The 12,346-nt window shown below is 63.4% G+C and carries 15 protein-coding genes; 3 read left to right on the forward strand and 12 right to left on the reverse strand.

Going from position 1 to position 12,346, the window contains the following annotated elements; translation table 11 throughout:
- Positions 1-15: 15 nt before the first annotated feature.
- Together FHP91_RS05965 and FHP91_RS05970 are read left to right on the forward strand one after the other, a co-directional pair.
- Positions 16-861 (forward strand): alpha/beta hydrolase, encoded by an 846-nt coding sequence (locus FHP91_RS05965; RefSeq protein WP_144308724.1) that lies wholly within the window; start codon positions 16-18, stop codon positions 859-861.
- Positions 862-897: 36 nt separating this feature from the next.
- Entirely contained in the window at positions 898-1,581 is a 684-nt protein-coding gene (locus FHP91_RS05970; RefSeq protein WP_144308725.1) for a GNAT family N-acetyltransferase, read from the forward strand.
- 233 nt (positions 1,582-1,814) lie between these two features.
- Here the strand turns inward: FHP91_RS05970 and FHP91_RS05975 are convergent, their stop codons facing one another.
- The 7 genes from FHP91_RS05975 to FHP91_RS06005 all read right to left on the reverse strand — a co-directional run bounded on the left by FHP91_RS05975 (position 1,815) and on the right by FHP91_RS06005 (position 7,450).
- A complete protein-coding gene (locus FHP91_RS05975; RefSeq protein WP_144308726.1) occupies positions 1,815-3,659 on the reverse strand; it encodes a nitric oxide reductase activation protein NorD in 1,845 nt (614 codons plus the stop codon).
- Complete coding sequence (locus FHP91_RS05980) at positions 3,659-4,642, reverse strand: 4Fe-4S binding protein (protein ID WP_144308727.1); 984 nt, start codon at positions 4,640-4,642, stop codon at positions 3,659-3,661. The genes FHP91_RS05975 and FHP91_RS05980 overlap by 1 nt, the downstream gene beginning before the upstream one ends.
- Position 4,643: 1 nt before the next feature.
- Positions 4,644-5,042, reverse strand: coding sequence for a hypothetical protein (locus tag FHP91_RS05985; RefSeq protein WP_144308728.1), 399 nt, complete (start codon positions 5,040-5,042; stop codon positions 4,644-4,646).
- Positions 5,043-5,107: 65 nt separating this feature from the next.
- Positions 5,108-5,905: a CbbQ/NirQ/NorQ/GpvN family protein gene (locus tag FHP91_RS05990; RefSeq protein ID WP_144308729.1), complete on the reverse strand. Its 798-nt coding sequence runs from the start codon at positions 5,903-5,905 to the stop codon at positions 5,108-5,110.
- A gap of 28 nt (positions 5,906-5,933) precedes the next feature.
- Positions 5,934-6,215: a cytochrome C oxidase subunit IV family protein gene (locus FHP91_RS05995; RefSeq protein WP_144179709.1), complete on the reverse strand. Its 282-nt coding sequence runs from the start codon at positions 6,213-6,215 to the stop codon at positions 5,934-5,936.
- Positions 6,216-6,224: 9 nt separating this feature from the next.
- Positions 6,225-6,827, reverse strand: coding sequence for a cytochrome c oxidase subunit 3 family protein (locus FHP91_RS06000; protein WP_144308730.1), 603 nt, complete (start codon positions 6,825-6,827; stop codon positions 6,225-6,227).
- A gap of 86 nt (positions 6,828-6,913) precedes the next feature.
- Positions 6,914-7,450 (reverse strand): DUF938 domain-containing protein, encoded by a 537-nt coding sequence (locus tag FHP91_RS06005; RefSeq protein ID WP_246116233.1) that lies wholly within the window; start codon positions 7,448-7,450, stop codon positions 6,914-6,916.
- Between FHP91_RS06005 and FHP91_RS06010 the strand changes: the two genes are divergently transcribed.
- On the forward strand, positions 7,443-9,242 hold the full coding sequence (locus FHP91_RS06010) for a methyl-accepting chemotaxis protein (protein WP_144308732.1): 1,800 nt from the start codon (positions 7,443-7,445) through the stop codon (positions 9,240-9,242). The genes FHP91_RS06005 and FHP91_RS06010 overlap by 8 nt on opposite strands.
- Positions 9,243-9,308: 66 nt before the next feature.
- Here the strand turns inward: FHP91_RS06010 and FHP91_RS06015 are convergent, their stop codons facing one another.
- The 5 genes from FHP91_RS06015 to fliS all read right to left on the reverse strand — a co-directional run bounded on the left by FHP91_RS06015 (position 9,309) and on the right by fliS (position 12,327).
- Positions 9,309-10,082: a flagellar brake protein gene (locus FHP91_RS06015; RefSeq protein ID WP_144308733.1), complete on the reverse strand. Its 774-nt coding sequence runs from the start codon at positions 10,080-10,082 to the stop codon at positions 9,309-9,311.
- 75 nt (positions 10,083-10,157) lie between these two features.
- Positions 10,158-10,457 carry an EscU/YscU/HrcU family type III secretion system export apparatus switch protein gene (locus FHP91_RS06020; RefSeq protein ID WP_144308734.1) on the reverse strand — a complete coding sequence of 100 codons (300 nt, stop codon included), beginning with the start codon at positions 10,455-10,457 and terminating at the stop codon, positions 10,158-10,160.
- Positions 10,454-11,533, reverse strand: coding sequence for a flagellar hook-length control protein FliK (fliK, locus tag FHP91_RS06025; RefSeq protein WP_144308735.1), 1,080 nt, complete (start codon positions 11,531-11,533; stop codon positions 10,454-10,456). The genes FHP91_RS06020 and fliK overlap by 4 nt, the downstream gene beginning before the upstream one ends.
- Positions 11,534-11,593: 60 nt before the next feature.
- A complete protein-coding gene (locus FHP91_RS06030; RefSeq protein ID WP_144308736.1) occupies positions 11,594-11,905 on the reverse strand; it encodes a flagellar protein FliT in 312 nt (103 codons plus the stop codon).
- A gap of 11 nt (positions 11,906-11,916) precedes the next feature.
- Positions 11,917-12,327, reverse strand: a complete 411-nt coding sequence (fliS, locus tag FHP91_RS06035) for a flagellar export chaperone FliS (protein ID WP_144308737.1) — start codon at positions 12,325-12,327, stop codon at positions 11,917-11,919.
- Positions 12,328-12,346 lie beyond the last annotated feature (19 nt).

The following is a 12,346-nucleotide window of genomic DNA, read 5'->3' on the forward strand; positions in this document are numbered from 1 at the left end:
TGAGCACATCGACCAATGCTGGATCACAAACTTTTCTACTTTGTTGCCGGGCTGACACTCGGGCTCGCGCTGGCCTTTGGCCCGGCGGTGGTCCGGCGCGTGGTCAGCGCGCTGGAGGGGCCGGATCGGGTGATGGTCTATCGGACGCTTGATGGGCACGATTTGCACCTGCATGTATTCTCGGCAAAAGGACAGCGGCCGTCGACTGGGGCGCCAGCGCTGCTGCTGTTTCATGGGGGGGCGTGGCAGTACGGCAGCCCCGAGGCCTTCTTCCCGCAATGCCGGGTGTTTGCGGCGCGCGGCGTGAGCTGTATCAGCGCCGAATACCGGATTGCCTCGCGACATGACACCGATCCGCGCGCGGCTGTTGAGGACGCGCATGCGGCCTTGGCCTATGTGCGGGGCCATGCGGGGGCATTGGGTATCGACGCCGCGCGTATTGCCGCGGGCGGCGGTTCGGCAGGCGGACATCTGGCCGCCATGCTCGGCGTGGCCGCGGATGAGGCGCTGCGGCCTGCCGCCATGGTGCTATACAACCCCATGCTGGATTTGTCGCCGGGCAAACCGGACCATCATCTGGTGGCGGAGTTCTGGCAGGACGTGTCGCCTTTGCAGTTGGTCGATTCCGTCGTGCCGCCAAATGTGATCTTGCTCGGCACCGAAGATCGCGAGGTGCCGGTGGTCAGTGCGCAGGCGTTTTGCCATGCGGTGATCGGCCACGGCGGGCGCTGCGAGCTGGCCTTGTATGAGGGCGCGAAGCACGGATTCTTCAATCTGCGCGAGAATGACCGGGCGTACTTCGATGCCACCAACCAACGCGTCGCCGCGTTTCTGGCCAGCTTGGGCTGGCTGAGCGACTGAACGCACCGGCCGGTTTGGTTGATATTGGAACCACTGATGAATTCGATTCTCGACAATATTCTCTGGCACACGCTGTCGGGGCCGCATGCCCGGTTCTCGGTGGGCACGCAAACCGTGCGCCGATATGCCCCCGGCTTTTCGCCGATCATCGGTTTTGCCGATGAGTTGCAGCCGGATCTGGTGGCGCTGAAACCATTTTGCCAATCTGGTGAGCATTTCTACTGCGCGGGCTGGACCGGCGTGGTGCCAGCGGGCTGGCGGCTGGAGGCCGAAGCGAGCATGTTTCGTATGGTCTGGGCGGCCGAGGTGCCGGCAGAAGACGTGCGTGGCGACGCCGGGATCGTGCCCCTCACCGCCGAGCACGCCGAGGCAGCACTCGCGCTCGCCACGCTCACCAACCCCGGCCCGTTCGGGCTGCGGACCCTCGAACTGGGTGAGTACTTCGGCAGTTTTGAAAATGGTCAGCTCGTCGCTATGGCCGGCGAGCGCATGCAGGCGGGTGAGTTTCACGAGATCAGCGGCGTGTGTACCCATCCCGATTTCCAGGCGAAGGGCTTGGCACGGCGCTTGATGCTGGCCTTGATCCGCCGACAACTGCAGCATGGCGAAACGCCGTTTCTGCATGTGATGAGCGACAACGCCACGGCCCACGGCTTGTATCAGCGGATGGGCTTCGAGGACTACTGTGAAGTGCCGGTGCGCGTGATTTCGCGGCTGTAGGTTCGTAGGCCGCAGGCCGGAATCCGGGATGGCGGTTGAACTGTCCTCGCTGCAGGTTGCGCGTGTGGCAACGGATTTCGGATTCCGCTGCGCCGCATTCGGGCTACGCCCCTAAGTGGCCGCCGAGGAAAAATTGGCGGTAACAGGAAAGTATGGTTACCAAACAAAAAAGCCCCGCTCGGTGAGCGGGGCTTTTTTTACTTGAGTGGGCATGCCGCCGGATGAGTCCGGCCCTACATCGCCGTAAGCTGCGCATACAGCATCGGCAGCCGCGACGGCAGGTCTTCGGGTTTGCGGATGACGGTGAAACCGGCGGGGCCGAAGAGGTGGGGCAGGTAGCCTTCGCCTTCCTTGTCGATGGTGACGCAGAAGGGTTTGAGGCCGGCGGTGCGCGCTTCGATGAGGCTCATGCGGGTGTCTTCGATGCCGTAGCGACTGTCGTACTGGTCGAGGTCGTTGGGCTTGCCGTCGGAGAGGATGAGCATCAGACGCAGGGCGTTGGGCTGTTTTTCGAGGATGCGGCTGGCGTAGCGGATGGCGGCGCCCATGCGGGTGTAGTAGCCGGGCTTGAGCGCGGCGATGCGGCCACGGGTGGGGGCGCCGTGCTTTTCTTCGAAGGTCTTGATCTGGTGGAAGCGGATGTTCTCGCGCCGCCGGCTGGAGAAGCCGTAGAGCGAAAAGTTGTCGCCGGTGGCGCCGAGCGCTTCGGAGAACATCATGAGGCTGTCTCGGATCACGTCGATGACGCGGGCGGTGTCGCTGACCCAGGCGTCGGTCGATAGCGAGAGGTCGGCGAGCACCAGGCAGGCCATGTCGCGTTCATGGCGCTCCAGCTTGAGGTAGCTGCCGAAGTCGTTGTCGCTATGGCCGGCGCGGCGGTCGGACCAGCTACGCACGCAGGCGTCGACATCGAGTTCGGAACCGTCGGGCTGGTTCTTGAACCAGCGGCGCGAGGGGGCGAGCGCTTCGAGCTGCTGGCGCACCTTGCGTACCGGCTTGCGCAGCCGCTCGGGCACCTCGATGGGCGGGGCGTCGCGAGCGTCGAGCAGATCGAGCCGGCACTGGTCTTTCTTGAGAATGCGTTTTTTCCAGTCCCATTCGGGTAGCAGAATGCCGCTTTTGAGGGGGATGTCGTCGGCCGCGGCCGAGGGCAGGTCGAGGTCGAAACGCACGCGTGAGGCGATGGTTTTGCCGTCGCGGGCGACGGCGAGCTTGTCCATGTCGGGTGCGGCTTTGGCCGCGTCGTCATCGGTGTCTTCGTCCAGCGCGCGATTGACCTTTACGTACTCGGCCCACGACACCAGGGACTCGGCGCGGAAGGGGAGGATGAAGCCGTTTTCGCCGTCGGGCATGTCTTCGCGCGTGGCTTGCTGGCGCTGCTGGGTGGCGTCGACGGTTTCGTCGCGCGCTTCGTCGGGGTCTTGCGGATCGCTTTGCGCATCGTCTGGCTGGGTGCGGCGGTCGATCTGCGCGGGCGAGGGGTAGAGCCACAGCGGTACCGGTTGCGGCGGACGCTTGCTGGCGGGCAGCGGGCCGATGCTGCCGGGGTCGTTGAGGGCCTGGCGAATGGCGGTTTCGACGGCGGCTTCGTCCTTGGGCAGTTTTTCGGGGGGAAGGCGCAGTTCAAGGCACGCGGTGACCAGCCGGCGGTAACGCGATTCGAAGCCGGGGTAGCGTTGCAGCGTGAACAGCGTGGCCTGCTGGTTGGCGACGAGCCAGTCGCCGGTGGCGCGGCCGGTGGCGGCGGCCTGGGCGATCAGCCACAGGTAGAGGTCGCGGTTGGCGGCGCGGTCGGGGAACAGCGAGAGGCTGGGCGGCAGGTTGAGGGTTTCGGCGTCGCGCGTGGCATGGGCGACGCGGTCTTCGATGTGGGCGACACGGGCCAGCCAGCGGCGCCGGCCACCGTGCTCGACTTCGGCTGCGGCGGCCACGCGCAGGCCGGGGTCGCCGCCGAGGGCGCGAAACAGGACGCCTGCGGTTTTCTCGATGTCTTCGAGATGCACGATGGCGTCCGGGTAGTCGCGCCGGGCACTGCGGGTGATGAATTTGTGCCAGAGGTCGCCGACGTATTCTTCCATTAGCTTCTTACCTTTGTGCTGGCGCGCAGGCCGGCTTCGTTCTGTCTTGCGGCTTCGCCGCTGACCCATGAGAGCAGCGGGCCGTTGGGGTTGTCTTTTTGGGTTGTGGCGCAGGCGCTGATGCATTGCGCACACTGGGTGCAGGTGAACATTTGGCGCTTGATATTGCGCGGCTTGAGGCGCATGGGGCAGACGTGGTCGCAGGCCGAATAGCAATCATTGCAATCGGCGCCGCGCTTGCGCTCGAAGCCGACCACCATGGCGTCGCGGTTGCCCATCCAGGCGAGTGACTGGAACAGGCCGACGGCGCAGGCGAAGCGGCAGAACAGGTGTCGCGCAAAGAGGAATTCGGCCGACAGCACCACGGTGCCGGCGGTGATGAAAATGAACTGGTTGCGGGTGGGGGTGCCAGCCAGCAAATTGCTGTACACCTCGAAGGGCGGCAGCAGATAGGTGAGCAGCACGACGGCCCACACGAAGGCAAAGCCGACGGCGAGCGGGGCGGTGATGAACCACCAGCGTGGATCGGCGCGCCAGGTGGTGCCGTCGGGCTCGCGCGTGGGGAGCGCGCGCTTTTCCCAGACGCTGGGTTTGCCGGTAGCGCGGCGCATGAACTGGTTGATGGTTTCGACCACCGAGAAGTGCGGACACAGCCAGCCGCAGTAGAGCCGACCCCATTTCCACGAGACCCAGATCAGTACGGCACCCGTGCCAAGAATGGGCAGAAAAATCTTCAGGCCGATGTTGGTCCACAGTTGGCCGAGGCCGATCAGGCCGGCGCTGTAGTCGGCCAGCCCGACGCGCCATTCCATGCCGAGAAACCAGGCATGGCCAGCAACGAGGTCGTAGCGCAGCAGGTCGAACACCGGGGCGAGCACAAAGAGGACAAAGAAGCTGATTTGCGCCCATAGCCGGGTGCGCTGACGGCCGCCATCGGGCGCGCCGCTGCCGGCCGGAATGATCGGGATGATGCGCTCAGACACGTCAGGTATCACAGGGTCGGCCGACCAGCGGGAAGCGGTAGGGCTTGCCGGCGAGCGCGCGGGCCAGTCCGATCGCGCCGAAAAAGATCAGCGTGGTGTGGCAGGTGGTGAAGTAGAGAATGGCGACCACCCAGGTGTTGGCCGACTGGTAGCCGCCCAGAAAAATGATGGCTGCGTTGGCGATGATCAGCAGGAAGCCGGCCCACAGACTGGCGAAGAACACCTGGTCGAGGTGGCAGCGCGCGAGCGCGGTGGCGTTTTTGCGCTTGGTGAACCACAGCCAGACGATGCCGATGAAACCCACGCCTGGCACGATCATGAGATTGACCAGGTAGAGGGCTTCAGCGGCGACGGCAAGTGCCTGACCTTCTTCGGATGCGGCGGGGGACGTGGTATCCATGGCTGGGCTCGCTTGGCGGGTGGAATGCTTTCAGCGTAGCAGGCCGCCCGCGCGATGCGGGCGACTCAGCGACCGAAAGTCGCGTTGACCACTTCCATCAGGGCATCGGCCGTCTCGATGTCGTCGGTCAGACTTTCGACAATCGCGGCGCGGCAGGATTCAACGGGATCGAGTCCGTCACGAATCAGTGTTGCCGCGTAAACCAGCAAGCGGGTGGAGACGACCTCTTCGAGGTCAACATCCTTGAGGGCGCGCAGGCTACGGCCGATGTTCACCAGGCGGGTGGCCAGCATCGGGTCGCAGGCGGTTTCGCCGATCAGCACTTTCTGCTCGCGCTCGGCGCTCGGGAAGTCAAAGCGCATGCTCACGAAGCGCTGTCGCGTCGAGGGCTTGAGGCCTTTGAGGAAGTTCTGATAGCCTGGGTTGTAGCTGATGACGAGCATGAATCCCGGCGGGGCTTCGAGCAATTCACCGGTGCGGTCGATGGGCAGCACGCGGCGGTCGTCGGCCAGCGGATGGAGCACCACGGTGGTGTCCTTGCGCGCCTCGACGACTTCGTCGAGATAGCAGATGCCGCCTTCGCGCACGGCGCGGGTCAGTGGGCCGTCGCACCACACGGTTTCGCCGTCGCCGATCAGGTGCCGGCCAACCAGGTCGGCCGCGGTGAGGTCGTCATGGCAGGCGACGGTGTGCAGCGGCAGCTTGAGCCGGGCTGCCATGTGGGCGACGAAGCGGGTCTTGCCGACGCCGGTGGGGCCTTTGATGAGCAGGGGCAAGCGATTCTTCCAGGCGTGCTCGAACAGTTCGATTTCGTTTCCGGAGGCTTCGTAATAGGGCAGGTCGGTGTTCACGCGGGTATCCATCTTTTGGCTTGTTCTCTGAGGGTTCGGATCAGGGCAGGCTGATCAGGTAGGCGAGGCTGATCAGCCCCAACACCAGAAGCGCCCACCCTATCACGATGCCTCGCCAGAAGAATTTGACGGGACGCAAAGCCATGAAGTCGAGGATGACCAGACGGCACTTGACGAAGGTCAGCGTGAGCAGGCCGCCCATGACTGGCAGCAGCACGTTGTGGTCTTGCCACCAGTCGCCGATCAGCCAGGTTGCGATGGTGGCGGCGACGAGGATGGCGTAGGCGAGGTCGATCTTTCGGGCGGGAATGATTGGGCTCATGTCGGCTCCTTAACGCATCACGTAGACCAGCGGGAACAGCACGATCCACACCAGATCGACCATGTGCCAGTAGGCCGCGCCGCTCTCCAGTCCGTTGGCGCTGTCGGGCGTGTAAAGGCCTTTTCGGGTTTGTGCCCACAACACCGTCAGAATCACCATGCCGAGAATGACGTGCATGAAGTGAAAGAAGGTGAGCGAGATGTAGAACATGTAGAAGGTGTTGGTCGACAGTGTGATGCCGGCGCCGAACACATGCGAGTACTCGAACAGCTTGATCACCAGAAAGCCGGCGCCCCCGGCGATGCCGCCGAGCAACCAGCGGCTCGCCTTGGCGCTGTCGTTGTACTTGACGACGGCATGTACGCCGCGTGCCACGCACCAACTGGCGGTGATCAGCAGCAAGGTGTTGGCGGCGCCTGCGTCCCGGTTGAGAGTGCGCTGCATTTCGTCGAACAGCTCGGGGTTTTTCGCACGCGCGAAGGCGTAGGCGGCGAAGAACACCGCGAAGGCCAGCAGTTCGGCGAGGATGAAAAACCAGATGGCGAGATCGCCGGGCGGCGCAATATGCAGCTCGTCCGCCGACTCTGTGAGTGCGGTACTTGTTGGGGTCATTGTTCTGTCTTGTAGTAGTGGATCAACAGATCAGCGAAGGCTAATTGGGTTCGGCCTTGTCGACCTTGATGTGAACCAAACATGCGTCAGATGGTTTCCCAGAGTTGGCAGCGATTATTGGCGGGCATGGGGATGTCGGCCAGATGGCGCAAACCCGCGGCGTGGGCCAGCGCATTGACGGCTTCGAAATCGCGGATGCCCATGTGTGGCGCCTCGGCCCTCAGATGGGCGTCAAACAGGGCGTTGCTGTCACTGGTGTGCTGGCCGCCGATACGGAAAGGACCGTAAATGAGCACACGTGCACCTGGTGCAAGTATGGCGGGCAGGCCGGCAAACAGCTGCTCGACTTCAGGCCAGCCCATGATGTGGAGCGTGTTGGCTGAATACACCGCGTCGACCTGAAGCTGCGGCCATGTGTCGCACACGTCGAGCATCAGCGGGGCAGGTGTGTTTGGCAGCGCCGCTTCGTCGAGCCATGCGCGAATGCCAGGAAGATTCTGCGCACGATCAGAGCACTGCCAGGTCAGGTGTGGCAATGCCGCGGCGAAGTGAATCGCGTGCTGCCCAGTGCCAGCGCCAATTTCAAGTACATGACGGCGATCCGAGAAGTGCGTTGTGAGCACCTGGCAGATCGGTTCGCGATTTCGCTCGCAGGCTTGGGAAAAGGGCTTTTGCATGAGGGATTCCAATGTGGATTGTCGTCAGGTCTGGACTCAAGTTGACCCGCTGGAAGACGTTACCAGTCTTATAACTTATGCCGGATATGTGAGGATAGACATGCAGATTTTTAACCGGATGAAGCTGTCGGTGCGCTTGTTCGTGCTGTCGCTGGTGTCGCTGGTGTCGCTTGCCGTTGTGGCGGCCGGCGCACTTCGTTCGCTGGATGAGCTGTTAACTGCTGAGCGGCGCAGCAGCATTGAGCGGCTCACCGAGTCGGCGCATGCCACTGTTGCGTACTTCCATGGCCTGGCTGAAAAGGGGCAGATGAGTATGGACGACGCCAAGGCGCAGGCGGCTTCCGCGGTGGGCGCGATGCGCTACGGTGATGGCGAGTACTTCTGGATCAACGACATGAACCAGGCCATGGTCATGCATGCGGTCAAGCCGGACCTCAATGGCAAGGACTTGTCAGCACTCAAGGACGCCAATGGCAAGCTGATCTTCAAGGATATGGTGGCGGCTGTAAGCCAAAAGGGACAGGGCTTTGTGGACTACCTTTGGCCCAAGCCGGGTGAGGACGCGCCACAGCCGAAGATTTCGTTCGTGAAGGGCTTTGCACCGTGGAACTGGGTGATCGGCACCGGCGTGTATGTGAGCGACCTGAAGACCATCTTTTGGTCGCATGCGTCGAGTTCCCTCATTCTGGTGGCGCTTGGATTCATCGTTACGCTGGGTGTTGGCTGGTTGATCGGTCGCAGCATTTTGCGTGCGTTGGGCGGTGAGCCCGATATGCTGGCCAAGGTGACGCAGCGAATTGCGTCGGGTGATCTCAGCGGCGATGTGGTGGTGCCGAAAGGGGATAGCAGCAGTGTGGTATTCGCGATTCACAGGATGCAGGCGGATCTCAAAACCATGATTCAGGCAGTGCGTCGACAGGCTGATCAGATAGCCGTCTCCGCGCAAGCGGTGGCGCAGGCGTCGGCGACGGTTCGCGAGGCCGCGGGCGGTCAGGCGTCGGCGGCAGAGTCGACGGCGGCTGCGGTGGAAGAGATTGCGGTCAGTGTTGCCCATGTGGCGGCGAATACCGAAGAGTCGCAGTTCAACTCCGAGCGCACGTGTGCAGCGGCAAGTGAGGGCGAGCAGCAATCGTCGGTGGCGTCCGAGAGCATTGCCAACGTTTCCGAGACGGTGGTACAAGCGGCTGCCCAGATTCAGGTACTCAAATCCCGTTCGAGCGAGATCGGCACCATCGCTCAGGTGATTCGCGAGATTGCCGATCAGACCAATCTGTTGGCACTCAACGCCGCCATCGAGGCGGCCCGCGCTGGCGAGCAGGGCCGGGGGTTTGCGGTGGTGGCGGATGAGGTGCGCGGCCTGGCGGAGCGCACGGGGGCTGCAACCTCGAAGATTTCGGAAGTGATCGTTGCTGTTCAGAAAGAGACCAACATCGCCGTCGAAAGTATTGAGGCGATTACGCCCAAGGTGCAAAAAGGTAGTGAATTGTCGGCGCAGGCTGCCAGTTCGCTGCGCTCGATTCAGGACAGCGCCCGCGGCACCATGCAGCGCGTCAGCGATGTGGCGCTGTCGATGAAGGAATTGAGCGCGGGCGCGGATGCGATTGCCAAAAACATGGAGGCGATTACCGAGATGGCCGGTCGCAGTACCGAAGCCACCGAGCGCAACGCCGATGCCACCGCGGTGCTGGAGGGTACCGCCAGTGAGTTGAAGCAGCTGATCGACCGCTTCCGGACTTGAGGCATCGTCGGCTCATACAAGCAAATGGCCACCCTCGGGTGGCCATTGTCATGCGGTGGCAGATTATTAAAGACGCCGCTCGCGCGAGTTGCGATCGCGCTCGACCTTGAGGATGTAGCGGTGAATCACCGAGGCCACGCGCTCGGGCAGGTCAACGAACTCGCAGCCGGCACGTAGCATCGAGATGCCGTTGCGGTTGGTGACGCGGAACAGGTTGCGCACGCGCAGTCGGGCTTGCACCGTGCCGATCTCGGGGAGCTGGATCTGGCACTGGGTGAATTCTGTGTCGGGTTTGAATTCGACGCCTTCGGGCGGCACGATCACTGCCACGCCGCCGCCGGAGATGTCGAGCACACGGGCTTCAAAGGTGTTGGTGGGGCCGTCTTCGGCGGGCACCGGAATCTGGCAGATCAGCGAATGCGCCACGGGTGCGATCAGGCGGTAGTACTCGCGGCGCTGCAAACGCAGCAGGCGATCGGGCAGTGGTGTCTTGAATGCAGGCGCACCTTCGAACTGCGTGCTGGTCAATCCCATGATCGGAAATTGCACTTTGACGTTTTCGATCTGGGTGATGCAGATCAGTTCTTCGGCGGCTTCGGCCTGGCGGTTGCGGTTTTCGTCGGGCGCGACGTCGAGGATCAGGTCCTCATCCTCGATGGCCAGCACCGTGGTGAGAAGGAAGTCGCGACCGCCGCTCAAATAGGCCGTAACCATTGCGCGCTTGGCGATCAGCTGGCGCAGGACCTGAATGATCTCGTTGCGATCGCGCAGCAGATAACGACCAAAGTCGTCGGACTGCAGAAGTTCGAACTTGAGTGCGGCGTTGTCGGTTTGAGTCATTCGTAGGGCGGCAACACAGGTGTCGGTCAAAGCGTTGTTATAGCACGGGCGGCGGGTGGGGCAGAACGCGCTTCATCAGCTTTTTACGTTTTCGTCGTGTTCCATGCGGTAGAGCCAGGCGAGAAGCTCGGCCACCGCCACATAGAGCTGCGGGGGAATGCGGTCGTCAAGGTCGACCTGCATCAGCAAGGCGAGCATTTCGGGCGATTCGTGTACGTAGACGCCGGCTTTTTTGGCTTGCTCGATGATCTGGCGGGCAATCAGGCCGCGCCCCTTGGCGACCACGCGCGGTGCGGCCTCGCCGGCCGAGTAGGCCAGTGCGACGGCTTCGGCACGCGGGGCGTCGTCGAGGAGGTCGGCCGGGTCGGCGCTCATGAGCCGGGGCCTACCCGAAGTTCTTTTACGGTGATGTTGGCCTTGCCCATGGCCTCGGAGAGTGCGTCGCGATGCCTGGCCAAGGTGTCGGTGGTGTCGGGGTTGTCGGCCGACAGTTTGATGCGGATCCCGCTGGCATCCAGGGCGATGCGTGCCTCGACGCCGCCGAGCGTAGGCAGGCTGAGGCGCAGGGTGGTTTTCCAGGGGGTGTCTTCGGCCGTGGCTTCGCCGCCATCGTCCTGCGGGTCCTCGATTTCCAGCGCCATGGCCTGGCCCGGCCAGGCTTGCCCAAGCCAGGTGTAGTTCTGGGTGGCGAGGGCGTCGAGCTGCTGGTGCATGACCGGTAGCAGGCGGTCCGGGATGACATCGGCGCGTGCGCCGACCGCCGCCTGGGCGGTCGCCGCGGCGGAGCGGGCCGTGACGCTGCTGTCCGTTGCCGCACTGCTTTGCGGCGCCGGTGTGTTTTGCGTGGTCTGGCCGCTGGTCTGTGCGAGGCTCTGGCGTGCCTGTGGCTCCCGGAGAAGCACTTCGGTATCCAGCTTGCCGGTGCTCCAGCGGGCGAGGTGAGACTCGTAGAACATGCCGCTTTCGCTGATGCCCTGGCGCAGCGCTGCGGCAAGCGCCGCGGGGCTGGGCGGGCCGGCCGTGGCTTGCAGGGGCTGGCCGCGGGCGATGCTTGGGGGCTCGGGTGCGGGCTGGCCGGTGAGTAGAAAACTGATCAATCGTCCGGTGGGGCTCAGCGCGGCACGGGCGGCGGTGTCGGTTGGTGCGGCCGCAGCGGGATTGGCGATGACGGCGTGGGGCGTGTTGCGTGCAACGACGAGTGCCAGCCGTTCGCCGACCTGTGCTTGCTGCGGCAGGGCGAGTTTGATGGTGCGGCCATCGACAACGGCCTCGAAGGTGCCGTCGGGGAGGGCTTTCTGGATGAGCGCGCTGAATTTGTCGCCGGCACGATACTCCGGCAGTTGCGACGGCACGGCGCGAGCCGGCTGCAGCGGCTCGAGCGGGGGTTCGTCGGCAAAGAAACTGGCCTCGGTCAGCAGTCTCAGGCGTGCTGCGAGGTCACCTGGAATCATGATCTGTCCGTCCGACCGTGGGTTGTCTGGCCGCCGAGCATGTGCCCGCGGCCAGAAGTGTTAACGATAGCTTTGTGACAGTTTGCGGTGGTTGTTGGTGCCGGCCATTTCGTTTTTGGTGTGTTGTCTCAGGGTGTCGATGTGCGGCTGGGCAGCACGGATGCTGGCCAAGGCGCGCTCGATCACCGCGGCCAAGGCTGCCGTCTGGCTGCGATCTTGCGGGGCGCGCGGTCGTTGGCGAATCGTTTCGAGCAATTGCTCCTGCTGGGTCTGGAGCGTGCTCATCTGCTCCCAATCGCCTTTCTCGGCAGCGCTGGAGAGCGCTTCCAGCGTGGCTGCCAAACGGGTGAAGTCAGTGATCGGAGCGGTCATGGTGCGTCTCCTCAGGGCTTGGCTGTGGCCTGTTTCTGACCCAGTTCGGTCCAGGCGCTGCCGATGTCGGCGAGCAGGCGATAGGCTTCGTCGAGGATGGTGGCGTCGTTGTTCAGGTTGGCCTTGAGCAGCAGCATGACGATGTACTCGTAGAGATCGTCGAGGTTCTGCGCCAGTTCGCCGCCTTCCTTGATGTTCAGCGCGGCGCGCAATCCGCTGCCGATGATGTCGATGGCCTTGTTGATCGATTCGGCCTTTGCGCTGGTTTTGCCCTCAAGCATGTGGGCTTTGGCGAGATTGATGGACAGCAGGGCGCCGTTGAACAGCATGACGATCAGGCCATGGGGCGATGAGCCCAGGGCTTCGGCTTCAATGCCGCCAGAGCGATAGGCAGCAGCGGGGTTGGTGGTATGAGTGAACATGTGGCTGTTTTCCTGTTGT

Origin of the sequence: Denitromonas halophila (genome assembly GCF_007625155.1) — a bacterium.
In the GTDB taxonomy this organism is placed as follows: domain Bacteria; phylum Pseudomonadota; class Gammaproteobacteria; order Burkholderiales; family Rhodocyclaceae; genus Nitrogeniibacter; species Nitrogeniibacter halophilus.